Origin of the sequence: Micromonospora sp. NPDC048835, from assembly GCF_040649995.1 — a bacterium.
Classification (GTDB): Bacteria; Actinomycetota; Actinomycetes; order Mycobacteriales; family Micromonosporaceae; genus Micromonospora.
In genome coordinates this window covers 73,724-97,611 of record NZ_JBEZGM010000003.1, presented here as the reverse complement: position 1 = coordinate 97,611, position 23,888 = coordinate 73,724, and the positions used below count along the sequence as shown (strand labels likewise).

The window sequence follows — 23,888 nt, the reverse complement described above, 5'->3', positions numbered from 1 at the left end:
CGGTCTTCTCCTCCGCAAGACTCGCCGCGATCTCCCGCGACGGTAAGAGCCTAGTATCTCGCCGGGGAGGGGGTCGATCGTGCTCCGACAGCAGGATGTGGGACACCGAATCGTGGTCCGCCGGATTGTGGGCATTCGTGAAGGTCGCCCGCTATTTTCCGATGCCCTCGGCGAGCTCGTCGAACTGAGCGAGACCCATCTCACGCTCGCCACCGCGCAGGGGCAGCTACGGGTCCCGGTGACACAGGTTCACCGCGCCAAACGCGTACCGCCGACCCGCCGGCCGACCGCCGCCGCGGTCGTGGCGTTGGAGCGGGCCGCCGACGAGGCCTGGCCTGCGCCGACCCGGGGCCGACTCGGCGACTGGCTGCTCCGGTCGGCCGAGGGCTGGACCGGGCGCGCCAACTCGGCGCTGCCGATCGGCGACCCGGACCGACCACTCGCCGCCGCGGTCGACGCGGTGGAACGCTGGTACGCCGAGCTGGGCCAACCCGCGCTGATCAACACCCCGCTACCCCTCGCCGCACCGGTCGGCGCCGAACTCGACGCGCGCGGCTGGACCACCCGCCCACCGACACTGGTGCAGACCGCGCCGCTCACCCTGCTGGCGTCCACGCCCCCCGGCGAGTGGGACAGCCCGACCGTCGAGCTGGCCACCGCACCGAACGACGAGTGGCTGGCCGTCGCCGCCGGCCGCAAGGGCGGCCTCCCGGACGCCGCCCGGCACGTGCTCACCACCGTCGACCAGGTCCGCTTCGCCCACGTGTACGCCGACACCACGCTGGTGGCCATCGGCCGCGGCACGGTCACCGGCCAGGGGCGCTGGCTGGGCCTCAGCCTGATCGAGGTCCTGCCGGCGGCGCGCCGACAGGGGTTGGCCCGCCGCGTGATCCACGAACTGGCCAACTGGGGCGCGGCGCGCGGCGCGACCCACGCGTTTCTCCAGGTCGAGCAGCGCAACGAGGCGGCCGTGACGCTCTACCAGCGGCTCGGCCTGGTCACCCACCACACCTACCTGACCCGAGTCGCCCCACACTGACCCCCCTTACCGCGACCCCGACCGGCGTGCCGGCCCAACCGGCGTGGGGGCCCAACCGGCGTGGCGGGGCCCAACCGGCGTGGCGGGGCCCAACCGGCTTGATCGACTCGACCTTCAGGAAGTCGCGCTATCCCGGCGCCCGCAACACCCCGACTTCATGAAAACCGAGTCGATCAAGCGGCGTCCGCCGGCCACACACGGCCCAGACGGGCAAGCGCACGGACCGTCGAACAGGCGCACGGACCGTCGAACAGGCGCACGGACCGTCCGGCAAGCGCACCGACCGTCCGGCAAGCGCACGGACCGTCCGGCAAGCGCACCGACCGTCCGGCAAGCGTACGGACCGTCGGGCTGGCGCGCGGGTCAGCGGCGGACGACCCGGCGAGGCTTCGCGGCCTTCACCTCGGTGTACCGCTTGAGCTGCTGCGAGCGGTAGTCACGGCCGAGCGCGGTGAGCCCGAGGTAGCCGATCAGCACCCCGGCTCCGGTGGCCAGCAGATAGAGCCAGATCTGGGCGAAGAAGGTCGCCGCACCGCCGGCAAACGGGTTGTGACCGATCAGCAGGGGGCCGACCAGCACGGTCAGCAGCAGTGCCACCGGCACCACGAGGGCCATGTCGGCGGCCCAGCCCGCCAGGGGCCGGCGACCACCCCAGCGGAAGGCGACCACGGCGAGGATCAGCCCGATCACCGTGAACATCGCCAGCGACACCCGGTCGGCGGCGGTGTCGTCACCGTCGAAACCGAACCGGATGATCAGTCGGGCGACCACGTTGACCGCGAACAGCGCTGCTACGAGCACTCCGATGTCACGCCACCGTCTGTCCATCGCCGGACCCTCCTGCCGTACGTCCCGTCGCGGGGTTCGCATCCCTGGCAGGAATATCTACCACCCCGACCTGGGAGTCGTCATCAGCCGCCGAGCAACTGCGGTTGCGGGGCGAGGATCTGCCGGAAGCCCATCACCGCGAAGGTCATCGCACCGGCCACGATCATCGCCAGGCCGACCCAGTTGTCGCCGGCCAGCAGCAGGTCGCCCTCGCTGGTCCGGACGGCGGCCACCGCCATCAGCGCGAACCAGGGCACCGCCGGCAACGCCACCGCCCACCTGCGGCCGACCGCCTCGTACGCGAACCAGCTCAGTGCGATGTTGGCACCGATGGCCAACAGCACGGACACGCCGATCAGGTACCCGCCGACGCGGACCGTGGCGAGCAGCAGCTCCAGCACTCCGGTCAGCACACCGGCGACGACCACCACGACCCCACCGACCAGCCGCAGGCCAAGGTCCAGAAATCGCGGCGGTGGCCCGGCCGGGGGCGGGGCGTCCTGGTCGTCGAGAACCGTCACCGGTGCGGCCGGCAACGTCACCGGAGACCCGCCGCCGCGACCGGGGAACGGTCCGGGGTGGTCTCCGTAGGCAGGCCGGCGAAGAGGTCGTTCTCCCAGCCGTACGGCCCGACGCCCGGGCCCTTCTCGCCAACCGCGAGGGTGAAGTACTCCACGCCCATGAACTCGCCACCGAAGTTGCCGGCGATGGAGTAGAGCCAGGAGTTGGCCGGGATCTGGGTGGCGTGCGCCCGCATCGCGGCCTCCTTGGCGGCGTGCTGGTCGGTGCCGTCGATCTGGGCGGCGATCTGGGCGTCCGGGGTGCCGAAGGGCAGGTCGGCGATGTCCTCGATGCCGCCGAACGGGTTGTCGGACGACTCGGCGAAGTGCGTCATGCCGGCCTCCAGGACGCTCAGCGGCATGGCCGTCCAGTAGACCTTGAGCGGGGCGCAGCCCTCGGCGGCGGCCAGTTCGACGGCGCGCATGGCCACCCGGTGCGCCTGGATGTGGTCGGGGTGGCCGTAGAAGCCGTTCGGGTCGTACGTGACGAGCACCTGCGGGCGTACCTCCCGCATGATCTCCACGAGATGCCCGGCGGCCTCGTCGAGGTCGGCCTGCCAGAACGCCCGGGGGTGCTCGTTCGTCGCGAGACCCATCATCCCGGAGTCGCGGTAGCGGCCGGCGCCGCCAAGGAAGCGGTGGTCGGTGACGCCGAGCGCGGCGCACGCGGCGGCCAGCTCGGCGACCCGGTACCCCCCGAGCTGGTCGGCCTCGGCGGCGGCGAGCTGGGCCAGGGCGGGCACGTGGATCTCGCCCTCCTCGCCGAGCGTGCAGGTCACCAGCGTGACGTGGGCGCCGTCGGCGGCGTAGTGGGCCATCGTCGAGCCGGTGCCGATCGACTCGTCGTCGGGGTGCGCGTGGACCAGGAGCAGGCGGCGGTCGGGCAGCATCGTCACGACGGTCACTCTAACCGGCGGTTCGGCCCCGCTGACGCTGACGCGTCCGCCCAGGTCGGCCACATCACCTCCGCTCCGGCTCTACGATTTGGCGTGTGGACTTTCCGGAGCTGGCCGCCCGCACCCGCCGGTTCAGCCACGGCGCGCCACGCGCTGTCTCGGTGGCTGAGGACGGCTCCCGGGTGATCTTCCTGCGCTCCGCCGGCCCCGAGGACCCGGCGGACGCGCTCTGGTTGCTGGACGTGGCCACCGGCGCGGAGCGGCTGGTCGCCGACCCGGCCACCCTGCTCGGTGAGGACGGGGACGTCCGGTCCCTCTCCCCCGGTGAACGGGCGCTACGCGAGCGGCTGCGGCTCAGCGCCGCCGGCATCGGCTCGTACGCGCTCGACGCGGCCGGCAGGGTCGCCGTGTTCGCGTTGGCCGGGCGGTTGTTCCGGGCCGACCTGGTGCACGGCGACGTGGTGGAGGTGGCGACCGTCGGCCCGGTGCTGGACCCTCGTCCGGACCCGACCGGGCAGCGGCTGGCGTACGTGACGGACGCGGCCGAGGGCGTGCGCCGGGGTGAGCTGCGGGTGATCGACCCCGACGGCAGCGACACCCTGCTGGCCGGCGAGGACGCCGGGGTGAGCTGGGGGTTGGCCGAGCACATCGCGGCGGAGGAGTTCGGCAGGTACCGGGGGTACTGGTGGGCGCCGGACGGCCGCATGGTGCTCGCCGCCCGGGTCGACGAGTCCCGCCTGGAGCGGTGGCACCTGCACGACCCGGCACAGCCGGCGAGCCCGCCGACGACCGTCGCGTACCCCCGGGCTGGTGGGCCGAACGCGGAGGTGAGCCTGCACCTGCTGGACCTGGACGACGGCTGGGTCGACGTGCACTGGGACCGGGAGACCTACCCGTACCTCGTCGGCGTCAGTTGGGGTGAGGGCAGCCCGCTGATCACCGTGCTGCGCCGTTCGCAGCAGCACGGGCTGGTGCTGGCGGTCGACCCACGGACGGGCGAGACGCAGGTGCACGCCGAACTGGCCGACCCGCGCTGGGTCGAGCCGATCGCCGGCACCCCGGCGCACCTGCCGGACGGCCGGGTGCTCGTCGGTGGGGAGTTGGCGCACGACGGGTACGACGCCCGCTGCCTGTTCGCGGACGGCACCCTGCTCACCCCGCCGTCGCTGTACGTCCGGCGGGTGGTGGGTCGCCTACCTGCCGCCACCGGCCCGGCCGACCTGCTGGTGGAGGCGAGTGACGGCGAGCCGAGCGAGCGGCACCTGTTCCGGGTCCGCACCACCATCGGCGGTGGGGTGGACGCGCGTCGGCTCACCACCGACTCCGGCTGGTACACTGCGGCCGTCGGCGGGGACGTGGTGGCCATCGGCGTCGCGTCGCTCGATCACGCCGGGATGCGCTGGACCGTCCGCCGGGGTGACCAGGAGGTGGCCGAGCTGCGGTCGCTCGCCGCCACCCCGCCGTACTCTCCGCTGCCGCTGCTGGAACGGGTGACCGACCGGCGGCTGCCGGCGGCGGTGCTCTACCCCGACCAGCACGTGACGGGCCGACGGTTGCCGGTGCTGCTGGACATCTACGGCGGCCCGGGGCACCAGGAGGTGGTGGCGGCGCGGGCCGCGTGGTTGGAGCGGCAGTGGTGGGCCGACGCCGGGTTCGCGGTGGTCACCATCGACAACCGGGGTACGCCGGGCGTGGCGCCGTCGTTCGAGAAGGCGATCCACCGGCGGGTCGCCGACGTGATCCTCACCGACCAGATCGACGCGCTGACCGCGCTCGCCGGCAAGCACCCGGACCTGGACCTGGAACGGGTGGCGGTGCGCGGCTGGTCGTTCGGGGGGTGGCTGGCCGGGTTGGCGGTCCTGCGCCACCCGGAGCTGTTCAAATGCGGGATCGCGGGTGCCCCGGTGACCGACTGGGCGCTGTACGACACCGCGTACACCGAGCGTTATCTGGGGTTGCCGGAGGACGGCCAGGACATCTACGCGCACCACTCGCTCGTCGAGTTGGCCGCCGAGCCGGTCACCGGGCCGGACCAGGCCCGCCCGTTGCTGCTGGTGCACGGAATGGCCGACGACAACGTGGTGGCCGCGCACACCCTGCGCCTCTCGGCGGCGCTGCTGAGTTCGGGCCGGCCGCACGCGGTGCTGCCGCTGACCGGGGCCACGCACATGGCCGCGAACGGCACCGCCGAGCGGCTGCTCCCCCTGGAGCTGGACTTTCTCCGCACCCACCTGCCGTAGGGGGCACCCGAAAGGCCGTTTTGCCATACCTGGCCCGCACCAGATGCCATGCTGACCGAGGCGGGACCGGGTGGTGCGATACCCCGGTGGCACCGCTTTCCCTTGTGCCGAGAGGACTCCACCATGGTCGGGATTGCGCAGAAGCCGTCGGTCGCCGCCGTTCAGGAGGGCGAGTTCCCGGTCACCCACTTCCACACGGCGACGGTGAACGGGATCGACATCTTCTACCGCGAGGCCGGCCCGGCCGACGGGCCCGTGCTCTTGCTCCTGCACGGATTCCCCTCGTCGTCCGCGCAGTTCCGCCATCTGATCCCCCTGCTGGCGGACCGGTACCGGGTGATCGCGCCGGACTACCCGGGGTTCGGCCACAGCGCCAGCCCGGACCGGTCGACGTTCGACTACACCTTCGCCAACTTCGCCGACCTGATGGAAGGCCTGATCGGCCAGCTCGGGGTGGACCGTTACGCGCTCTACTGCTTCGACTACGGGGCGCCGACCGGATATCGGCTGGCTCTCAAGGGTCCGGAGCGGGTCAGCGCCCTCATCGTGCAGAACGGCAACGCGTACGAGGAGGGCCTGAGCGAGTTCTGGAACCCGATCAAGGCCTACTGGGCCGAGAAGACCGACGCGCACCGCCAGGCCATCGCGTTCGTGCTGAAGCCGGAGACGGTGAAGTTGCAGTACACGGAGGGGGTACGGGACCTCACCCGGCTCGACCCCGACACGTGGACCCACGACGACGCGCAACTCGCTCGCCCCGGCAACGCTGACATCCAGCTCGACCTGTTCTACGACTACGGCAGCAACGTCGCGCTGTACCCGCAGTTCCAGGCCTTCTTCCGCGATCACCAACCACCGACACTGATCATTTGGGGCCAGAACGACACGGTGTTCCCACCCGCCGGTGCGCACCCCTACCAGCGCGACCTGCCGTCGGCCGAACTACATCTGCTCGACACCGGCCACTTCCTGCTGGAAGACAAGCTCGACGTGGCCGCGCCGATGATCCACGACTTCCTGGACCGTTCCATCGGTCGTTCCTGAACGCGGGAGCGGTCCGTCCGCTGCGCCCGCCCCACGACCCCGCACGACGGGATGCCGGCCGGGGCGGCGAGCTGACGCCCGAGCGGGGACAATGCTGCGGTGTCGGATCTCACGAAACCACTCGGCTACCGCCTCATCACCGGGCCCGACGATGCCGAGTTCTGCGCACGCGTCAGCGCGCTTCTCGAGCAGGGCTACCGGCTGCACGGGTCGCCGGCACTGACCTTCGACGGCGAGCGCGTCGTCGCCGCTCAGGCGTTGGTGCTGTCGCACCCTGTTGACGGGTGACGTCAGTCCGATCCCCCGCCACCGCCACCGCCGGAATCGAAGTTCGCGGCGTCGCCGAGGCCGGCGTTCTCGCCGATGGCGTTGGAGTGCCGGTCGGGTACCCCTCGGCCCCGCTCGAAGATGTCGCGATTGGGTCGCGGCGCGCTACCTCGGATGGCTCGCATGGCGACTCGCGCGGCCTGCGCCTTCTCCTCGACGCTGAGGGTCCGGGGCCGCCGGCGTCTGAGGATCAGGACCACGACACCTGCCGCGAGCCCGATGCCAGCGATCAAGAGATACCACTGCATGTCATCACGGTAGGAGACGCGCGCATCCGGTCGGCGTACCGATCATGGCGCGCCGGCGGTGGACGCGGGTGTCGCCCGCCTCAGCGACCGGGAGCGTGAGGTCCTGGGCATGTTGGCCGAGGGTCGGTCCAACGCTGCCATCTGTGAATCGCTCCACCTCGCCGCGCGCAGCGTGGAGAAGCACGTGACAGCCATCTTCACCAAGCTGGACCTGCCCCAGGCGCGGACCGACCACCGCTGCGTGCTCGCCGTGCTGCGCTACCTCAACGCGGCCCGCTGAGCCGTGGCGGGCGGCGAGCCGCGTCCGCTCCCGCCGAAGAGGTGTACGGGCTCAGCAGACCGAGGGCGGCCAGCGGTGTCTGCGCCACTCGTGCCATGTCGCGAAGCCGGCAGGTGGGTCATCGACAGGTTCGCTGCCGTCCAACTCGCCGGGCGTCGGGACGTCCATGCCGGCAGCCCATTCGGCGAGTTCCGCGTCGGACATCGGCCACGTGGTGTGCGGTGCTTCGGCCTGCCGCCGATCCAGTCGCCGGCGCTGCTCGGCTGGACTGACCTCGAAGTAACGCAGCTCCACGAGCGCACCCAGGTCTGCTGCCGCCTGGCGCAGGGCGGAGCGCTCGTCCCGGCTCCACAGGCCATAGTCGATCACCACGTTGTTGCCGAGTTCGAGCGCCCGTAGCCCTATCTCGATGAGTCGTCCCTCGATCACGTCCTGAGCCGACGACGGATTCTCCGGCCCGTAGAGAGCCTTCACCCACTCGTCCTTGGTGAGCCGAAGTGCCGCCGACTCGATCTCGATGCGCCGGGCGGCGGTGGTCTTCCCGGTGCACGGCAGCCCCACCGTCAGGAACAGTGTCGGTCGCGTCATGCTGGCAACACTCCGAGGTTCATAGCGAGCTGGGTGATCATTGCTGGGGCGCTCGGGTCGCGGGCGACCTGGGCCACCACGTCCCGGGCGACCGGCCGGTCGCGGATCTCGGCGGGTGCGATGCGTTCGGCCCGCAGCAGGACCCGGGTCGCGTTGGTGGCGTCGTCCGTCTGAAGGTACGCGCGCGCCGCATCGATCAGGTGCGCGGCGCGGTGCTCGACCGGCAGCCATCGCCACCCGTCCCGTCCGATCGCCAACTCGTGCCGGGAGACCCCCTGCGGTCCGTCGCCCAAGTCCACGGCGGCGGCGACCCGTGCCAACTCGACGGCCGTCGGCCCGAACGCCGTGCGGTGATGGTCGTGTCCGTCGCCCACCTGAACAGCCAACTCGGCGGCCTCATTCAGCAGGTCATCGACTCCCTGCTCGTCTCCCGCACTGGCCGCGATCAGGGCTGCCTGCACAAGCAGCGATCCCCGCAGCGACATCTCCTCCCAGGCGCCCGGGGCGATCTGGGAAGCGGCGGCGAGCATCACCGGTCCCGCCCGAGCCGATGCCCGCAGTACCTGGCCCAGTTGCACCGCCGCGCGGGCCAGCAGCACCCGGTCACCAGCGGCGGCCGACATCGCGCGGTCGGCGACCAGCCACGCGAGGCTCCCCTCACCCAGCTTGACTAGCAGCGCCGCCGTCACCCGATAAGCCTCCACCACCGCCTCCCGCCCGGCCTCCGGATCCTGTGCGTGGGCGCGCTGCACCTCGGTCACCACCGTGGGCAGCAGCTCGACCAGGCGCGGGTAACGGGCATGCATCTCATCGTCAGAACCGAGCATCATCACCTCCGCTGCTGGTGCGTATCGGCAGGCTCAGCCGCCGCATTGCTGTTCACAATGACGTCGATTCGTCGTCAGGCGCGACGGCACAGAGCGCGACAACACGGGCACTTTACGGGCGACATTAAGGCGACACATCGCTATTGTGGCGAACAAGAATGCCCCGAATACCGCTCTACGCGCGGTCCGCACCGGGATGCGCATGAGCCAGGACGACTTCGCCCGCGCGCTCCAGGCCGCCGGGCGCCGAGTCAGCGAGCCCAACGACGCCAACAAGAGACTGGTCCAGCGCTGGGAGTCTGGCGGGATCGCGGCACCCCGGCCCGTGTACGCCCGCGCACTGGAAGTCGTGACCGGCCTGCCGGTCTCGCTGCTCGGCTTCGCCGCGATACCCAATGGCGATGTCGTCGACGATCAACACGGTGGCCACGACCTGACCTCGCCCATGTCCGGCCTGGCCACACCCACGCCCAGGCCACTCGCGGTCCACGCGTCGTACGAGGGCGTCTGGCTCAGCCGTTACCAGTACCACTCCAGTGGCCGGGGAGAGTCATTCGCCGGGCAGCACTTCGTGGTCGTACTCCAGCACGGCGACCGGCTGAGCGTGCGAAGCCTCCCTGGCTCGGCGGCATCGTCGCTGTCGATGGATCTCACCGTGGATGGTGCGGTGGTCACCGGCACCTGGGTCGAGCAGACCGATCCCACCGGCTACTACCGGGGAGCCCGCTACCACGGCGCGATCCAGCTACTGGTCGAGCCGACAGATCGACGGATGGCCGGGAAGTGGGTCGGGTTCGGCAAGGACATGGGCGTCAACACCGGCCCATGGGAGCTGACTTTCCGAGACGCGTCCACGTCCAAGGCGACGCTCGACCAGTACAACACCTCGCCCGAGTAGGACGCTGTTCAACTCGGGTACGGACGGCTTCCGGCCGACGGTTGACTCGTCTATGGCATCAGCTCCAAAGGAAGCGTGCAGGACTAGTCACCCCGGGCCGACCTGACAGGGCTCGCGCTCAGGCCAGCTCGGGTTTCAGGAAAGCGCGTGGTCGGGGCGGCCCGGACACCCCGGTTTCCTGAAAACGGAGTCGATCAAGGGGCGAACTACAGCAGGGTCCCCTCCCGACGGCGCTGTCGGAAGGGGACCCTGCTGGTCTGCGCTGCGACTTACGGCTTGACGTGCGCGTTCACGAACGACGGGTAGCCGAAGACACTGGAGATGAAGATTCCGCCGGCCTTGGACCCGTGCACGTTGTAGGCCACGTCCACGAAGAGCGGCACCACCGGGGCGTGCTCCTTCATGATCCGCTCGTCGAGCTTGGCCCACTCCGGGCCCTGGTCGGCGGCGGGCAGGGCCTGGATGCGGTCCATCTCGGCGCTGATCGTCGGATCGTTGAAGTAGGACTGGTTGCTGTTGCCCTCGGCCTTGATGGTGCGGCCGTCGTAGAGCACCGGCAGAATCGACGCCCCGCTGGGCCAGTCCGCCGCCCAGTTACCGATGTACAGGTCCCAGGGGTTGTCCTTCTTCTTGATCTCGTCGAGCTTCGCGTCGTCGGAGATGTTCCGCAGCGTGATCTTGAAGCCGGCACGCTCCAGGTTGGCCTTGAGCTGCGCGCCCTGCTGCTGCTCCGTCGAGTTGTCGGCGACACCGAGGACCAGCTCGGGCGTCTTCCCGCCGAGCAGTTCCTTGGCCTTGTCCACGTTGCCGTTGGCGCCCGCCGGGTACGCGTCGTACGCCTTGTAGCCGATGGTGGCCGACGGCATCAGCGTGGTCAGCGGCGCGGCGACGGTCTGCCCGCCCATCGCCTTGATGAAGCCCTCGCGGTCGATGGCGTAGTTGAGCGCCTGACGGACCTTCAGGTCGGTGACCCGCTGGTTGTTGATGACGAGCTGGTTGGCGCTCGGCGTCGGCGAGAGAATCGTCCGGGACTTGAGCGCGGCGTCCCCGGCGACCTTGGCGACCAGCGAGGCGGGCACGGTGTTGAAGGCGAGCGCGCTCTGGTCGGCGCCGTTGTCGGCGATCACCCGGTTGTTTGCGGCGTCCGCGGTCGGGCCGAAGCTCCAGACGAACTGGTCCGGGTACTGGTGCCGGACCGGGTCGGTGTTCGGGTCCCAGTTGGGGTTTCGGTCCAGCGTGATCTGCACGCCGACCTGGTTCTTGGCGACCTTGTACGGGCCGGACGAGAACGGCTGCTTGTCGAGGTCGACGCCGGTGTCCTTGTCGGCGGGCAGCGGCGCCGTGGTCGGCAGCGATACCGCGAACGGCAGGTCACAGCGGGGCTTGGTGAACTCGAAGCGCAGCGTCTTGGCGTCCGGTGTGCTCAGGCCGGGCGGGAGCGACGTCTTGTTCTTCTTGAAGTCCCACTTGGTGTCGAACTGCGGGGTGTCGGCCAGCCACTCCTGGATGTAGGTGGGACCGCCGGACAGGTCCGGGTCGAAGGAGCGGGCGATGCCGTACGCGATCTCCTTGGAGGTGATCGGTCGTCCGTCCTCGAACTTCACCCCGTCCTTGACCGTGAACTCCCAGACCTTGCAGTCGTTGTTGACGTTCTTGCCCGGGGTCTCGGCCAGGTCACCGACGAGGACCAGGCCACCCTTGCCGTCGTCCTTCCAGGTGGTCAGGTAGCGCGCGAAGAGCGGGTTGGTCATCAGCCCGGCGAACGAGTACGTCCGCTGCGGGTCGAGGTGGGAGATCGGCGACTCCCGGATGATGGTGAAGGTGCCGCCCTTCGCAGCGCCGCTCACCTCGGCGGCCGGCCCCTGTGACTCCTTGGGGTCGGTCGCGATGACGCCGGTCTGCTTCCGCTCGGTGTCGACAGTGGTGCCCTCGCCCGTGTTCTTCGAGCACGCACCCAGCGCCACCACCAGAGCTATCGCGCCGCCCGCGGCAACCGCCACGCGTGGTCTCATGAAGTACCTCCTTCGCCCATGGAAGAAAACCTACGGATTGTGTAACAGTTGTCGATAGATTTTGCCACCGGCAGCGCCCTGGTCCGACGGCTCAGCGCAGCCGCACCCGCGGGTCGATGGCCGCGTAGAGCAGGTCCACGAGAACGTTCGCGAGCACCACGAAGACCGCGGCGATCAGCACGGTGGCCATGATGGTGGGCAGGTCACCGGAGCGCACCGCGTCCACCGCCGTACGCCCCAACCCCTGGATGCCGAAGGTCGTCTCGGTGATCACCGTGCCGCCCAGCGCCCCGCCCACGTCCAACCCGGCGATCGTCACCACCGGAGTGATCGCCGCGCGTAGCGCGTGTCGCCCGTACACCTTGGGTTTGGCCAGGCCCTTGGCCCGCGCGGTCCGGACGAAGTCCTCCGAGAGCGTCTCAAGCATCTGCGCCCGCGACAACCGCGCGTAGATGGCCGAGAACAGGAAGGCGAGCGCCACCCAGGCGAGCACCAGTCCACCGGCCCACTTCGCCGGGTTGTCGAACAGGGACGTGTAGCTGGGCACCGGCAGCCACCGCAGGTTGTAGACGAACACCAGCAGCAGCACCGCGCCCACGAAGTAGAGCTGCAACGACGCGCCGGTCAGTGAGAAGCCGATCGCCAGCCGGTCCAACCAGGTGCCCCGCCGCAGCGCGGACACCATGCCCAGACCGACCCCGAGCAGCAACCACAGGATCGCCGCCGGGATCACGATGCTCAGGGTCACCGGCAGCACCCGCGCGATGGTGTCCGAGACCGCCTCGTTGGTGACGTACGACCAGCCCAGGCAGGGCGCGTCGCACCGGCCACCCTGGGCGCTGCCCAGGTCCCGACCGGTCACGATGCCCTTCATGTAACCGGCGTACTGGCTGATCAGCGGATCGTTCAGGCCCAGGTCGTCACGGACCCGTTCCAGCCGCTCCGGGTTGCAGTTCTTCGAGCAGATGCTGCTCACCGGGTCGCGGGGCAGGGCGAAGAACATCAGGAAGGTCAGCACACTCACCGCGAACAGGGTCAGCGTGGCGGAGAAGATTCGCTTGATCAGAAATCGCGCCATGGGGTACCCCCTACCGGGACGACTTCGGGTCGAGCGCGTCGCGCAACGCGTCACCGAAGAGGTTGAAGGCGAACACCAGCGCGAAGATCGTGATGCCCGGGAAGAACACGTACGCCGGGTCGGTCTGGAGGAAGTCCAGACTGCGGTAGATCATCCGGCCGAAGCTCGGCGTCTCGTCGCTGAGGCCGACGCCGATGAACGACAGCGCCGCCTCGCTGGTGATGAACTGCGGCACCGCCAGGGAGAACGACACCAGAATGGGTGCCCAGATGTTCGGCAGCAACTGCCGGAAGAGCATGTGCCCCAGCCCGGCACCGCTGGCCCGGGCCGCCTCCACGAACTCCCGCTCGCGCAGCGCGATCACCTGCCCGCGCACCAGTCGGGCGGTGCTGGTCCAGCCGAAGATGGCGAAGACGGCGATCAGCACCCCCACCCCGAAGGCGGACGACACCTGCCCCCGCTCACCGTAGAAGCGAAGCGTGACGGTGGGCGTGAGCGCCAGCGCGATGATCAGGAAGGGCATGGCCAGGGTCAGGTCGGTGATCCAGTTGATCACCGCGTCGAGCCAGCCACCGAGGTAGCCGGCGAGCGCGCCGAGCACGACACCGATCGTCGCGGTGATCAGCGCGGCCGCGAACGCGATGAACAGCGACGTCCGCAACCCGTAGATCAACCGGATGAAGATGTCCCGGCCCAACCCCGGCTCCAGACCGAACCAGTGCTCCCCGGTGACCCCACCGGCGTAGCCGAGCGGCATCCCGAAGCCGTCCAGCAGGCTCTGGAACTGCTCCCGCGGCCCGATCCCGTAGACCATCTCGATCAGCGGGGCGGACAGACCCAACACCATGAAGAACACCAGGAGTACGCCGCTGACCACGGCCGTACGGTCGCGACGCAGCCGCATCCAGGCGAGCTGACCGGGCGAGCGACCGACGACACCCTTCGCGGCGGGCCCGTCCTCGCCCGTGCCGGACTCGATCTCGGCCAGCGCCACACCCTCCACCGGGGACAGGCTCACGACGACACCTCCTCGTCGACCTGGGTGATCGACCCCGCGACCTCGGGGCTCATGCTGGTCGCTTCCCCTTCGGGGCTCGTGCTGGCTGCTTCCCCTTCGGGGAAGTGACACGCGGTGGCCTGGTTGCCACCGTCGCGCGGGACCAGCGCGGGCTCCTCGGTGGCGCAGATGTCCTGCGCCTTCCAGCACCTGGTACGGAACCGGCAGCCCGACGGCGGGTCCAGCGGCGTGGGCACGTCACCTGTCAACCGGATCCGGCCGGCCGGCCCGAGCTGGGTGACGTCCGGGATCGCCGAGAGCAACGCCCGGGTGTACGGGTGCTGCGGACGCTCGTAGATGTCGGCCCGGTCGCCGATCTCCACGATCCGGCCCAGGTACATGACCGCGACCCGCTGGCAGAAGTGCCGCACCACGGCCAGGTCGTGCGCGATGAACACGAAGGCCAGGCCCAGCTCCCGTTGCAGGTCACGCAGCAGGTTGACGACCTGCGCCTGGATGGAGACGTCGAGCGCGCTCACCGGCTCGTCCGCGACGATCAGCTTCGGCCGCAGGGCCAACGCACGGGCGATGCCGATGCGCTGACGCTGACCACCGGAGAACTCGTGCGGGTACCTGTTGTAGTGCTCCGGGTTCAGCCCGACCAGCTCCAGCAGCTCCTGCACCCGGGCCTTGATCCCACCCGGCGGCTTGATCCCGTTGACCTGCAACGGCATCGCGACGATGCGGCCCACCGTGTGCCGGGGGTTCAGCGAGGCGTACGGGTCCTGGAAGATGATCTGAAGGTCCTGGCGCAGCGGGCGCAGCTCCCGACGGCCGGCGTGGGTGATGTCCCGCCCGTCGAACTCGATGCTGCCGCTCGTCGGCTCCAGCAACCGCACAAGCATCCGGCCGGTGGTGGTCTTACCGCAGCCCGACTCCCCCACCAGGCCGAGCGTCTCGCCCGGGCGCACGTCGAAGTCGAGCCCGTCCACCGCCCGCACCAGACCTGTGGCGCGCAGCCCCTGCCGGACCGGGAAGTGCTTGCTCAGGCCGCGTACCCGCAACAACGGTTCGTCGGTCATCTCCACAGTCCTCCGTTCGGGACCGCGATACTCCGCTGCGCTGCGTTCCTCGCCCTCACACAGCCACCCCCACTCGTGCGATGTCCTCGGCGTAGAACGTCGCGCGTTCCTCGGGGCCGAGGTGGCAGGCGACCAGGTGGCCGTCCGCGCCGGCCGGGCGCAGCTCCGGCACCTCCGTGCGGGACCTGTCGCCGTTGCGGTCCGCGTACCGGCAGCGTGGGTGGAACGCGCAGCCCGTCGGCAGGTTGATCAGGCTCGGCGGGTTGCCGGGGATGGGCACCAGGTCCGCGTCCGCGTCGCCGTGCAGCGACGGCACGCTGGAGAGCAACCCCCAGGTGTACGGATGCTGCGGCGAGCGGAGCACCTGCTCGACGCTGCCCCGCTCGACGGCACGTCCGCCGTACATGACGAGCACGTCGTCGGCGACCTGGCCGACCACGCCGAGATCGTGGGTGATCAGAATGATCGCGGAGTGGAACTCGGCCTGGAGGTCGGCGAGCAGGTCCAGGATCTGCGCCTGCACGGTGACGTCCAACGCGGTGGTCGGCTCGTCGGCGATCAGCAGCGCCGGGTCGTTGACCAGGGACATCGCGATCATCGCCCGCTGCCGCATGCCGCCGGAGAACTCGTGCGGGTACTGGTCGAAGCGACGCGCCGGCTGCGGGATGCCGACCCGGTCCAACATGTCGACCGCCCGCTGGCGGGCCTCGCGCCGGCTCGCCTTCGGGTGGTGCACCCGGTACGCCTCGGCGATCTGCCGGCCCACCGTGTAGTACGGGTGCAGCGCCGACAGTGGATCCTGGAAGATCATCGCCATGTCCCGGCCGCGCAGCCGGCGTACCTCCTCGTCGCCGAGGCCCACCAACTGCCGACCACCCACGGAGATCTCCCCGGTGATGGTGGTCCGCTTGGCGTCGTGCAGGCCGAGAATCGCCAGCGAGGTGACGCTCTTGCCCGAGCCGGACTCACCGACGATGCCGAGGGTCCGACCCCGCTCGACGGCGAACGACACCCCGTCGACCGCGCGCACCACGCCGTCCTCGGTGTCGAACCGGACCCGCAGGTCACGTACCCGAAGGTAGGCGTCCTGGTCGGAGCGCTGCGCCGGCACGGCGGGGCGGTCGTCCGGGGTACCGGACGGCGAGGGTTCCGAGCTGTCCACGGCCACCTCCCTCAGTGACGAAGAGAACTTACAGCAATGTCCCGAGGGTGAAAATAAGCTACAAAGCCGGCAGGTGTCAGCGGGCCCGAGCGTAACGAGTCGGCATCGGCCCCGCACCCCCGTCACCTCGCCATCCACGCCCGTTCATGGCTCGGGCCGCACGTCAGGTGCGATCATTGGGCGAGCAGCCAGCAGAGGATGCCCGTGGCACGAGGTGGAGGTGACGATGACCGCGTCGGTGTTCAACCATGAAGGCCCGTGGACCGAAGAGGAGTACCTCGCCCTCGGCGAGACGCAGCAACGCGTCGAACTCTTCGACGGGAGCCTCCACGTGACCCCAGCCCCCACCCCCCGACACCAGAACATCTCCGGTGAACTACGCGCGGTGCTCCGAGCCCCGGTCCGCGAAGCCGGCCTGCACGTCTTGGAAGCGGTGAACGTTCGACTCCGGCCGGGGCGGATCCCGATTCCCGATCTCGTCATCACCGGCCCGATCGACTTCGACGAACTCAACGTCGAGGCGGGTGACGTGCGACTAGTCTGCGAAATCATCTCGCCTAGCAACGCGTCGACCGACAAAGTGCTCAAGATGCACTACTACGCCGCAGCCGGCATCGAGTGGTACCTGCTGGTAGAGCAGGACAGCGGCACCATGCATCTGTACCGGCGGCGGGGCGGTCACTACACCGAGCAGTCGGTAACCAGACCCGGCGAACTGTTGGTGCTCACTGAGCCGGTGAAGGCCACCATTAGACCGGAGGACCTGCTCCCCTGACGGGTGTCGGTCGGCTGGCCTAGGGTCGGTCCATGACCGAGTTCGACGCGGCCACCGCCGCGGTTCAGGCGGCCCTCGACGCGGGAGCGCGCTACGCCGACGCCAGGGTGATGCACCGCCGCTACGAGTCGATGACCGCGCGCAACGGCGACGTGGAGGAGTTGACCCAGGACGAGAGCATCGGGCTCGGTGTCCGGGCGCTTGTCGGGGCGAGTTGGGGCTTCCACGCCGTACCCGATCTGTCGGACGCCGCCGCCCGCGATGCCGGCCGGCGCGCGACGCGTACCGCGATGGCGAGCGCGCGGGTACCGGGCCCGGCGGTCGACCTGGTGCCGGTCGAGGCGGTCACCGCGAGCTGGGCCTCCGGCTGCCAGATCGACCCGCTCGGGGTGCCCCTGTCGGCCAAGGGCGATCTGCTTGTCGACGCGACCCGCACCATGGCCGAGCACGGCGCGGACCTGGCCGAGGGCCTGTACCAGATCTGGGACACCGCGAAGTGGTTCGTCTCCAGCGAGGGCCACCGCATCGACCAGCGGATCCGCGAGTGCGGCGGCGGCATCTCGGCCACCTCCATCGGTGACGGCGAGACGCAGCGCCGGTCCTGGCCGAGCTACCGGGGGCAGTACGGCACCACCGGGTGGGAGCTGGTCGAGTCGCTCGACCTGGCCGCGCACGCCGCGCAGATCGCCGAGGAGTCCCGGGCGCTGCTCACCGCGCCGCCCTGTCCGGCCGGCGAGACGGATCTGATCCTCGGCGGCGAACAGTTGGCCCTGCAGATCCACGAGTCGGTCGGGCACGCCATCGAACTGGACCGGATCCTCGGCTGGGAGGCGGCGTTCGCCGGCACGTCCTGGCTGGACCTGGCCCAGCTCGGCTCGCTGCGCTACGGGTCCGAGCTGATGAACATCACCATCGACCCGACGATCCCGGGCGCGCTTGGCAGCTTCGGTTTCGACGACGAGGGCTCCCCGGCGGTCAAGCGGGACGCGGTCCGGGACGGTCGCTGGGTTGGTGTGCTTGCCGGCCGGGATTCCGCGGCGATGGCGAGCCTCGACTACGGCGGCAGCGTACGGGCCGACGGGTGGGCCCGGCTGCCGATGGTGCGGATGACGAACGTCGGCCTGGAGCCCGGCCCGCACACGCTGGAGGAGATCATCGCGGCCACCGACGACGGTGTGTTGATGGATCTCAACCGGTCCTGGTCGATCGACGACAAGCGGCTCAACTTCCAGTTCGGCTGCGAGGTCGGCTGGGAGATCAAGAAGGGGCGGCGGGGGCGGATGCTGCGCAATCCCACGTACACCGGGATCGGCCCCCTGTTCTGGCGCTCGATGGACATGCTCTCCAGCGAGACGGTCTCCTGGGGGACGCCCAACTGCGGCAAGGGCCAACCCGGCCAGGTCGGGCACACCGGCCACCCGGCCGCGCCGGCCCGGTTCCGCAACGTCCGAGTGGGGGTGTCAGCGTGAGCGCGAGGAGTGGGTTGGAGCTGGCGGGGCAGGTTGTGGAGCTGGTTCGCCGTCTCGGCGGGCCGGCCGCGCAGGCCGAGGCGGTGGTGACGCGGGCGGACCTGGCGCTGACCCGGTTCGCCAACTCGGGCATCCACCAGAATGTCTCCGAGTCGACAGTGGGGGTCTGGCTGCGGGTGCACGTCGACGGTCGGACGGCCGCCGGCGGTGGCAGCGTGGTCACCGCTGACGGGTTGGGCGCCCTGGTGGAGCGCACCCTGGCCGCGGCGCGGCTCTGCCCACCGGACGCGAGCTGGCCGGGGCTGGTCCCGCCCACGCCCACGCCGGACGCGCCGCCCGTGGACGAGGCGACCGCGCATGCCGAGCCGGATCAGCGGGCCGATCGGGTGGGGGCGTTCGTGGCCGCGGCGGGGGGCCTGAGCACCGCCGGTTACTGCCGTACCGCGCACCGCTCGTCGGCGTTCGCCAATTCGGCCGGGCACTCGGCGTACGGCCGCTCGGTGGAGGCGGCGATGGACGGCATCGCCCGCCGGGACGGCGCGGACGGGGTGGCCCGGCGTAGCGCCGACCGGCTCTCCGACCTGGACGGCGCCGAGCTGGGCGCGCAGGCGGCCGCGAAGGCGCGGGCGGCGGCCGACCCGGTCGAGCTGCCGCCGGGGCACTACGAGGTGGTGTTCGAGCCGGCCGCCGTGGCGGACCTCCTGCAGAACCTGGCGTTCTACGGCTTCAACGGCAAGCGGTACGCCGAGCGGCAGTCGTTCGCCGAGCCGGGCCAGGCCCAGTTCGACAGGGCGGTGACGGTGGTGGACGACCCGCTTGGCGGGTCCGGGTTGCCGTTCGACGCGGAGGGCACCGGCAGACGGGCCCTGACGCTCGTCGAGGCGGGCACGACCCGGGCGGTGGCGCACGATCGGCGGACCGCTGCCGAGGCGGGCGGGGAATCCACCGGGCACGCGGTCGCGGGGGGCACCACCTGGGGCCCGATGCCCCGTAACCTGCGGCTCAACGGGGCGGCGGCGGGCCCGGCCAGCGCGGCGGGTCGGAGCACCACCGGCGCGGCGGCCGGCGCGGTCGTCGACGCGGACACCGCCGCGCTGGTGGCCGGTGTACGCCGGGGGCTGCTGGTCACCGATCTCTGGTATACGCGGGTGCTCGACCCGAAGAGCCTGGTCGTCACCGGGCTGACCCGCAACGGCGTCTGGTTGATCGAGGACGGCACGGTCGTCCGGGCGGTCCGTGACCTGCGGTTCACCGAGTCGTATCCGCGGGCGCTCGGGCCGGGGGCGGTGCTCGGGTTGGGCGCGCGGGCGGTGCGTCAACCGGACCGGGTGGACGGTGTGTGGTGGGCGGCCCCCTCGCTGCGGCTGGCGTCCTGGCACTTCACCGGAGGCGCCTCCGGCTGACGTTTCCATCGACGCGCGAGAAAACCCGCGCGTCGAGTGCTTTTCCGCAGGCCAGACACACGAGACACTCCCTTGCGCGGACGGCTCGCAGAGATCGGCGTAACGTGTGTCACTTAGCTGCGTCGGTCGATCCGGCGTGGTCGTTGGTGTGCGCATGACGTGGCAGCGGGTGCGGGTTCGCCGGTCCGCGTGCCGACCGGGAAGAGACCAGCCCGCCCGTACGGGCCCGTCGAGGAGACGACTCGAATGACTTCAACGGCAACGAGGCCGAGGGGGGCGCGGGCGCGCGCCGCCATCGCGGCGAAGACGTTGCGTACCGACAGATGGTGGTTCGCCCCGCTGATCACCGTGATCGGGCTCAGCGCCTGGGTCGCGTACGCGACGGTCCGGGTCTTCATGCACGACTTCTACTGGGTCGCGGATTACCACTACCTGACGCCGTTCTACTCGCCCTGCGTCACCGAGCGGTGCGTCGAGGGCGCCGCGCACTTCGGCCGGTTCCTGCCCGGCTGGTGGATCATCCCGGACGCCGCGCTGACCCTGCCGTTCCTGCTGCTGTTCCGGCTCACCTGCTACTACTACCGCAAGGCGTACTACCGGTCGTTCTGGCTGTCGCCGCCGGCCTGCGCGGTCCCGGACGGCCACAAGGAGTACGGCGGTGAGACCCGTTTCCCGCTGCTCGGCCAGAACCTGCACCGCTACTTCTTCTACGCCGCCGCGATCATCTCGCTGATCAACACCTGGGACGCGATCCTCGCCTTCCACTCGCCGAAGGGCTTCGGGTTCGGGCTGGGCAACATCATCCTGGTGCTCAACGTGGTGATGCTCTGGGCGTACACGATCTCCTGCCACTCCTGCCGGCACATCATCGGCGGCCGGCTCAAGCACTTCTCCAAGCACCCGGTGCGGTACAGGGCCTGGACCTTCGTCTCGGCGTTGAACGTCCGGCACATGCAGCTCGCCTGGATCACCCTCGGCACCCTGGCGCTCGCCGACTTCTACATCATGGCGCTCTCCGCCGAGTGGTTCTCCGACCTGCGGTTCATCAACTAAAGGGCCCCTGACATGACCACTACCACTCGCATCGAACGACACCACTACGACGTCGTCGTGATCGGGGCCGGCGGCGCCGGTCTGCGCGCGGCGATCGAGGCCCGGTTGGCCGGCAAGAAGACCGCGATCATCTCCAAGTCGCTGTTCGGCAAGGCGCACACGGTGATGGCCGAGGGCGGCGCGGCCGCCGCGATGGGCAACGTGAACAGCCGGGACAACTGGCAGGTGCACTTCCGCGACACCATGCGTGGCGGCAAGTTCCTCAACAACTTCCGGATGGCCGAGCTGCACGCGAAGGAGTCGCCGCAGCGGATCTGGGAGCTGGAGACGTACGGTGCGCTCTTCGACCGCACCAAGGACGGCAAGATCTCGCAGCGCAACTTCGGTGGCCACGAGTACCCGCGCCTGGCGCACGTGGGTGACCGGACCGGCCTGGAGCTGATCCGCACCCTGCAGCAGAAGATCGTGTCGCTCCAGCAGGAGGACCAGCGGGAGTTCGGCTCGTACGACGCCCGGATCAGGGTGTTCTCCGAGACGACCATCACCGAGTTGCTGCTCGACGGTGACCGGGTGGCCGGCGCGTTCGGCTACTACCGCGAGTCGGGCGAGTTCATCCTCTTCGAGGCGCCGGCGGTGGTGCTGGCGACCGGTGGCGTCGGTCGCTCCTACAAGGTCACCTCGAACTCCTGGGAGTACACCGGGGACGGGCACGCGCTGGCGCTGCGCGCCGGGGCGACGCTGATCAACATGGAGTTCCTCCAGTTCCACCCGACCGGCATGGTCTGGCCGCCCTCGGTGAAGGGCATCCTGGTCACCGAGTCGGTGCGCGGCGACGGCGGTGTCCTGAAGAACTCCGAGGGCAAGCGGTTCATGTTCGACTACGTCCCCGACGTCTTCCGCAAGCAGTACGCGGAGACCGAGGAGGAGGCGGACCGCTGGTACACCGACCCGGACAACAACCGACGCCCGCCGGAACTGCTGCCCCGCGACGAGGTGGCCCGCGCCATCAACAGCGAGGTCAAGGCCGGCCGGGGCTCCCCCGCCGGTGGTGTCTTCCTGGACATCGCCAGCCGGCGTTCGGCCGACGAGATCCGCCGCCGACTGCCGTCGATGTACCACCAGTTCAAGGAGCTGGCCGACGTCGACATCACCTCCGAGGCGATGGAGGTCGGCCCGACCTGTCACTACGTGATGGGCGGCGTCGAGGTCGACCCGGACTCGGGTGCCGCCTTCGGCCACGTACGCGGGCTGTTCGCCGCCGGCGAGGTCTCCGGCGGCATGCACGGCTCCAACCGACTCGGTGGCAACTCCCTGTCCGACCTGCTGGTCTTCGGCAAGCGGGCGGGCGGACACGCCGCCAGCTACGCCGACGGGCTGACCACCAGGCCGAAGGTGGCCGTGGGCGAGGTCGAGGCCGCGGTGGAGACCGCCCTCGCTCCGCTGCAGCGCGACACCGGCGAGAACCCGTACACCCTCCAGCAGGACCTGCAGGCGGTCATGGGGGATCTGGTGGGCATCATCCGCCGGGAGGGTGAGCTGGCCGACGCGTTGGTCCGGCTCGCCGAGCTGCGGGAGCGGGTGGCCAAGGTGAGCGCTGCCGGTGGCCGCCGCTACAACCCGGGCTGGCACCTGGCCCTGGACCTGCGCAACATGCTCGTGGTCTCGGAGTGCACCGCGAAGGCGGCGCTGGAGCGGCAGGAGTCGCGCGGCGGGCACACCCGGGAGGACTACCCGGCCATGGAGCCGAAGTGGCGGCAGGTCAACCTGGTCTGCGCACTTGACGGCGACACCGTGCAGCTGACCCGCAAGCCGCTGCCGAAGATGCGGTCGGAGCTGATCGGCCTCTTCGACCGGGCCGAGCTTTCCAAGTACCTCACCGACGAGGAGCTCGCCGACTTCGACGCTCTCGTTGCCGACGCTGGAGAGGCGGACAACCGATGAGCGCGAAGCGTCAGTTCCGGATCTGGCGGGGCGACGAGACCGGCGGTGACCTCCAGGACTACATGGTGGAGGTGAACGAGGGCGAGGTCGTTCTCGACGTCATCCACCGTCTGCAGGCCACCGACGCACCGGACCTGGCATGCCGATGGAACTGCAAGGCCGGCAAGTGCGGCTCGTGCTCCATGGAGATCAACGGCAAGCCGCGGCTGGGCTGCATGACCCGGATGTCGACCTTCGGCGACGACGAGACGGTCACGGTCACCCCGCTGCGCACCTTCCCGGTGATCCGGGACCTGGTCACCGACGTCTCGTTCAACTACGAGAAGGCCCGGGAGACCCCGGCGTTCGCCCCTCCGGCGGACGTCGCCCCGGGCGACTACCGGATGCAGCAGGTGGACGTCGAGCGCTCGCAGGAGTTCCGCAAGTGCATCGAGTGCTTCCTGTGCCAGACCGTCTGCCACGTGATCCGCGACCACGAGGAGAACAAGCAGGCGTTCTCCGGCCCGCGGTACTTCATCCGCGCCGCCGAGCTGGACATGCATCCACTGGACGCCCGGACCGACCGCAAGGAGTACGCGCAGGCGGAACAGGGGCTCGGCTTCTGCAACATCACCAAGTGCTGCACCGAGGTCTGCCCCGAGCACATCAAGATCACTGACAACGGGATCATCCCCATGAAGGAACGGGTCGTCGACCGCAGGTACGATCCCCTTGTGTGGCTTGGTAGCAAGATCTTCCGTCGGGGCGAGACGCCCCAGACCAGCGTGACCACCGCCCGTCAGGGCTCGGCGACGCCGGGCTCCGCCCGGGGTGGGGTGCACTCGCACGCGGGTGGCTCCCACGACTCGCGGGCTGAGGCGCAGGCGCAGAGCGGCGTCAACTGGGACCGGGAGGTGCCCCACCCGACCGCTCCGGCGGTCGACGACCGGGGCCGGCTGCCGCTGACCGAGCTCACCTTCGACCGGGCCGCCGCGCCGTCGCCGTTCGGTGACGACGTGACCTTCCCGCTGCCTCCGGAGCACCTCAACTTCGCCCACCCGGAGCAGGACGACAAGCACTGACCACCTGAGCAGAAACGGGGGCCGCGGCTAACGCCACGGCCCCCGTTCCCATTCCCCCCACCCAACCCCACCCAACCCCA

General features: G+C 70.2%; 23 protein-coding genes. 12 read left to right on the top strand and 11 right to left on the bottom strand.

What is annotated here, in order from left to right:
* Positions 1-79: 79 nt before the first annotated feature.
* Complete coding sequence (locus tag AB0C15_RS05205; protein ID WP_357348868.1) at positions 80-1,039, top strand: GNAT family N-acetyltransferase; 960 nt, start codon at positions 80-82, stop codon at positions 1,037-1,039.
* A gap of 363 nt (positions 1,040-1,402) precedes the next feature.
* On the opposite strand, the gene AB0C15_RS05200 is transcribed toward AB0C15_RS05205, so the two are convergent.
* From AB0C15_RS05200 to mshB, 3 genes are all read right to left on the bottom strand, one after another.
* Complete coding sequence (locus tag AB0C15_RS05200) at positions 1,403-1,867, bottom strand: hypothetical protein (RefSeq protein ID WP_357348866.1); 465 nt, start codon at positions 1,865-1,867, stop codon at positions 1,403-1,405.
* An 83-nt stretch (positions 1,868-1,950) separates the two neighbouring features.
* Complete coding sequence (locus tag AB0C15_RS05195; protein ID WP_357348864.1) at positions 1,951-2,409, bottom strand: hypothetical protein; 459 nt, start codon at positions 2,407-2,409, stop codon at positions 1,951-1,953.
* The gene (gene mshB / locus AB0C15_RS05190) at positions 2,406-3,332 is read right to left on the bottom strand and encodes an N-acetyl-1-D-myo-inositol-2-amino-2-deoxy-alpha-D-glucopyranoside deacetylase (RefSeq protein WP_357348862.1); all 927 of its coding nucleotides are present in this window, start codon (positions 3,330-3,332) and stop codon (positions 2,406-2,408) included. Before mshB ends, AB0C15_RS05195 begins: the two co-directional genes overlap by 4 nt.
* An 86-nt stretch (positions 3,333-3,418) precedes the next feature.
* Between mshB and AB0C15_RS05185 the strand changes: the two genes are divergently transcribed.
* The 3 genes from AB0C15_RS05185 (at position 3,419) to AB0C15_RS05175 (ending at position 6,895) form a co-directional block, all read left to right on the top strand.
* A complete protein-coding gene (locus tag AB0C15_RS05185) occupies positions 3,419-5,563 on the top strand; it encodes a prolyl oligopeptidase family serine peptidase (protein WP_357348860.1) in 2,145 nt (714 codons plus the stop codon).
* 123 nt (positions 5,564-5,686) lie between these two features.
* Positions 5,687-6,607 (top strand): alpha/beta hydrolase, encoded by a 921-nt coding sequence (locus AB0C15_RS05180; RefSeq protein WP_357348858.1) that lies wholly within the window; start codon positions 5,687-5,689, stop codon positions 6,605-6,607.
* 99 nt (positions 6,608-6,706) lie between these two features.
* Positions 6,707-6,895, top strand: coding sequence for a DUF1737 domain-containing protein (locus AB0C15_RS05175; protein ID WP_357348856.1), 189 nt, complete (start codon positions 6,707-6,709; stop codon positions 6,893-6,895).
* 2 nt (positions 6,896-6,897) lie between these two features.
* Here AB0C15_RS05175 and AB0C15_RS05170 read toward each other — a convergent pair whose 3' ends face one another.
* The gene (locus AB0C15_RS05170) at positions 6,898-7,182 is read right to left on the bottom strand and encodes a hypothetical protein (RefSeq protein WP_357348854.1); all 285 of its coding nucleotides are present in this window, start codon (positions 7,180-7,182) and stop codon (positions 6,898-6,900) included.
* A 58-nt stretch (positions 7,183-7,240) separates the two neighbouring features.
* Between AB0C15_RS05170 and AB0C15_RS05165 the strand changes: the two genes are divergently transcribed.
* A complete protein-coding gene (locus tag AB0C15_RS05165; protein ID WP_357348852.1) occupies positions 7,241-7,462 on the top strand; it encodes a helix-turn-helix transcriptional regulator in 222 nt (73 codons plus the stop codon).
* A gap of 51 nt (positions 7,463-7,513) precedes the next feature.
* On the opposite strand, the gene AB0C15_RS05160 is transcribed toward AB0C15_RS05165, so the two are convergent.
* Entirely contained in the window at positions 7,514-8,050 is a 537-nt protein-coding gene (locus tag AB0C15_RS05160) for an ATP-binding protein (RefSeq protein WP_357348850.1), read from the bottom strand.
* Entirely contained in the window at positions 8,047-8,877 is an 831-nt protein-coding gene (locus AB0C15_RS05155; protein WP_357348848.1) for a hypothetical protein, read from the bottom strand. Before AB0C15_RS05155 ends, AB0C15_RS05160 begins: the two co-directional genes overlap by 4 nt.
* 196 nt (positions 8,878-9,073) lie before the next feature.
* On the opposite strand from AB0C15_RS05155, the gene AB0C15_RS05150 reads away from it, so the two are divergent.
* Complete coding sequence (locus AB0C15_RS05150; RefSeq protein WP_357348846.1) at positions 9,074-9,775, top strand: XRE family transcriptional regulator; 702 nt, start codon at positions 9,074-9,076, stop codon at positions 9,773-9,775.
* A gap of 269 nt (positions 9,776-10,044) precedes the next feature.
* Here the strand turns inward: AB0C15_RS05150 and AB0C15_RS05145 are convergent, their stop codons facing one another.
* The 5 genes from AB0C15_RS05145 to AB0C15_RS05125 all read right to left on the bottom strand — a co-directional run bounded on the left by AB0C15_RS05145 (position 10,045) and on the right by AB0C15_RS05125 (position 16,055).
* Positions 10,045-11,787, bottom strand: a complete 1,743-nt coding sequence (locus AB0C15_RS05145; RefSeq protein ID WP_357348844.1) for an ABC transporter substrate-binding protein — start codon at positions 11,785-11,787, stop codon at positions 10,045-10,047.
* A gap of 91 nt (positions 11,788-11,878) precedes the next feature.
* Positions 11,879-12,865 (bottom strand): ABC transporter permease, encoded by a 987-nt coding sequence (locus AB0C15_RS05140; RefSeq protein ID WP_357348842.1) that lies wholly within the window; start codon positions 12,863-12,865, stop codon positions 11,879-11,881.
* Positions 12,866-12,875: 10 nt separating this feature from the next.
* On the bottom strand, positions 12,876-13,883 hold the full coding sequence (locus AB0C15_RS05135; RefSeq protein WP_357348840.1) for an ABC transporter permease: 1,008 nt from the start codon (positions 13,881-13,883) through the stop codon (positions 12,876-12,878).
* Positions 13,880-14,944, bottom strand: coding sequence for a dipeptide ABC transporter ATP-binding protein (locus AB0C15_RS05130; RefSeq protein ID WP_357348838.1), 1,065 nt, complete (start codon positions 14,942-14,944; stop codon positions 13,880-13,882). Before AB0C15_RS05130 ends, AB0C15_RS05135 begins: the two co-directional genes overlap by 4 nt.
* 55 nt (positions 14,945-14,999) lie before the next feature.
* Positions 15,000-16,055, bottom strand: coding sequence for an ABC transporter ATP-binding protein (locus tag AB0C15_RS05125; protein ID WP_357349320.1), 1,056 nt, complete (start codon positions 16,053-16,055; stop codon positions 15,000-15,002).
* A gap of 277 nt (positions 16,056-16,332) precedes the next feature.
* On the opposite strand from AB0C15_RS05125, the gene AB0C15_RS05120 reads away from it, so the two are divergent.
* The 6 genes from AB0C15_RS05120 (at position 16,333) to AB0C15_RS05095 (ending at position 23,808) form a co-directional block, all read left to right on the top strand.
* On the top strand, positions 16,333-16,881 hold the full coding sequence (locus AB0C15_RS05120; protein ID WP_357348836.1) for a Uma2 family endonuclease: 549 nt from the start codon (positions 16,333-16,335) through the stop codon (positions 16,879-16,881).
* A gap of 32 nt (positions 16,882-16,913) precedes the next feature.
* Complete coding sequence (locus AB0C15_RS05115; RefSeq protein ID WP_357348834.1) at positions 16,914-18,350, top strand: TldD/PmbA family protein; 1,437 nt, start codon at positions 16,914-16,916, stop codon at positions 18,348-18,350.
* A 20-nt stretch (positions 18,351-18,370) separates the two neighbouring features.
* Positions 18,371-19,753, top strand: a complete 1,383-nt coding sequence (locus AB0C15_RS05110) for a metallopeptidase TldD-related protein (RefSeq protein ID WP_357349317.1) — start codon at positions 18,371-18,373, stop codon at positions 19,751-19,753.
* 246 nt (positions 19,754-19,999) lie between these two features.
* Positions 20,000-20,806, top strand: coding sequence for a hypothetical protein (locus AB0C15_RS05105; RefSeq protein WP_357348831.1), 807 nt, complete (start codon positions 20,000-20,002; stop codon positions 20,804-20,806).
* 12 nt (positions 20,807-20,818) lie between these two features.
* The gene (locus tag AB0C15_RS05100; protein ID WP_357348829.1) at positions 20,819-22,747 is read left to right on the top strand and encodes a fumarate reductase/succinate dehydrogenase flavoprotein subunit; all 1,929 of its coding nucleotides are present in this window, start codon (positions 20,819-20,821) and stop codon (positions 22,745-22,747) included.
* Positions 22,744-23,808 (top strand): succinate dehydrogenase/fumarate reductase iron-sulfur subunit, encoded by a 1,065-nt coding sequence (locus AB0C15_RS05095; protein ID WP_357348827.1) that lies wholly within the window; start codon positions 22,744-22,746, stop codon positions 23,806-23,808. Before AB0C15_RS05100 ends, AB0C15_RS05095 begins: the two co-directional genes overlap by 4 nt.
* Positions 23,809-23,888: the final 80 nt, after the last annotated feature.

Bases quoted from the DNA above. Each gene is read 5' to 3' on its own strand.
- AB0C15_RS05200 (WP_357348866.1), bottom strand. From the start codon at position 1,867: ATGGACAGACGGTGGCGTGACATCGGAGTGCTCGTAGCAGCGCTGTTC.
- AB0C15_RS05180 (WP_357348858.1), top strand. From the start codon at position 5,687: ATGGTCGGGATTGCGCAGAAGCCGTCGGTCGCCGCCGTTCAGGAGGGC.
- AB0C15_RS05170 (WP_357348854.1), bottom strand. From the start codon at position 7,182: ATGCAGTGGTATCTCTTGATCGCTGGCATCGGGCTCGCGGCAGGTGTC.
- AB0C15_RS05160 (WP_357348850.1), bottom strand. From the start codon at position 8,050: ATGACGCGACCGACACTGTTCCTGACGGTGGGGCTGCCGTGCACCGGG.
- AB0C15_RS05155 (WP_357348848.1), bottom strand. From the start codon at position 8,877: ATGCTCGGTTCTGACGATGAGATGCATGCCCGTTACCCGCGCCTGGTC.
- AB0C15_RS05150 (WP_357348846.1), top strand. From the start codon at position 9,074: ATGCGCATGAGCCAGGACGACTTCGCCCGCGCGCTCCAGGCCGCCGGG.
- AB0C15_RS05145 (WP_357348844.1), bottom strand. From the start codon at position 11,787: ATGAGACCACGCGTGGCGGTTGCCGCGGGCGGCGCGATAGCTCTGGTG.
- AB0C15_RS05140 (WP_357348842.1), bottom strand. From the start codon at position 12,865: ATGGCGCGATTTCTGATCAAGCGAATCTTCTCCGCCACGCTGACCCTG.
- AB0C15_RS05130 (WP_357348838.1), bottom strand. From the start codon at position 14,944: ATGACCGACGAACCGTTGTTGCGGGTACGCGGCCTGAGCAAGCACTTC.
- AB0C15_RS05120 (WP_357348836.1), top strand. From the start codon at position 16,333: ATGACCGCGTCGGTGTTCAACCATGAAGGCCCGTGGACCGAAGAGGAG.
- AB0C15_RS05115 (WP_357348834.1), top strand. From the start codon at position 16,914: ATGACCGAGTTCGACGCGGCCACCGCCGCGGTTCAGGCGGCCCTCGAC.
- AB0C15_RS05105 (WP_357348831.1), top strand. From the start codon at position 20,000: ATGACTTCAACGGCAACGAGGCCGAGGGGGGCGCGGGCGCGCGCCGCC.
- AB0C15_RS05100 (WP_357348829.1), top strand. From the start codon at position 20,819: ATGACCACTACCACTCGCATCGAACGACACCACTACGACGTCGTCGTG.
- AB0C15_RS05095 (WP_357348827.1), top strand. From the start codon at position 22,744: ATGAGCGCGAAGCGTCAGTTCCGGATCTGGCGGGGCGACGAGACCGGC.